The organism is Mesorhizobium sp. (genome assembly GCF_004962925.1).
Classification (GTDB): Bacteria; Pseudomonadota; Alphaproteobacteria; order Rhizobiales; family Rhizobiaceae; genus Mesorhizobium.
This window is the reverse complement of sequence record NZ_SUEO01000005.1, coordinates 82153-82673: the sequence shown is the minus strand read 5'-3', so window position 1 is coordinate 82673 and position 521 is coordinate 82153. Positions and strand designations below refer to the sequence as shown.

The following is a 521-nucleotide window of genomic DNA, read 5'->3' as shown; positions in this document are numbered from 1 at the left end:
CTGTGTAGGTGACGCGAACGGGATCAATGATCCCCGCCTCGAACATGTTTTGGTAGCTGCCGGCGGCGGCGTTGTAGCCGTAGCCGCCATTGACGCGGGTGACCTCGGCCACGACCATTTCGGGATCGGCGCCGGCATTGGCAGCGATCCGCCACAGCGGCCGCGACAGCACTGAGCGCACCAGGCGCACACCTTCTGCGACATCGCCGTCTGCGCCGGCCGCCACCTTGTCGAGTAACGGCGCGATCTGGGCGAGTGCGGAGCCACCGCCGGCGACCACGCCCTCTTCGCAAGCAGCACGCACCGCATTCAGCGAATCCTCGATCAACTGGATCGTCCGCTTCTGCTCGACCGGCGTGACACCGCCGGCATAGAGAATCGCGGTGCCACCGGAGAGCTTGGCCAGGCGTTCGCGCAACTTGTCCTGGTCGATGTTTGGCGGCGAGGCTTCATATTGCCGCTGCACCTGTGCGCGGCGCGACGCGATTGTGGCAGGGTCGCCGCCGCCACGAATGATCGAG

General features: G+C 66.2%; 1 protein-coding gene. It reads right to left on the bottom strand.

The features are described 5' to 3' along the window. The coding region (locus tag E5W87_RS02895) for a TCP-1/cpn60 chaperonin family protein (RefSeq protein ID WP_292393789.1) at nucleotides 1–521 on the bottom strand (521 nt) is incomplete at both ends.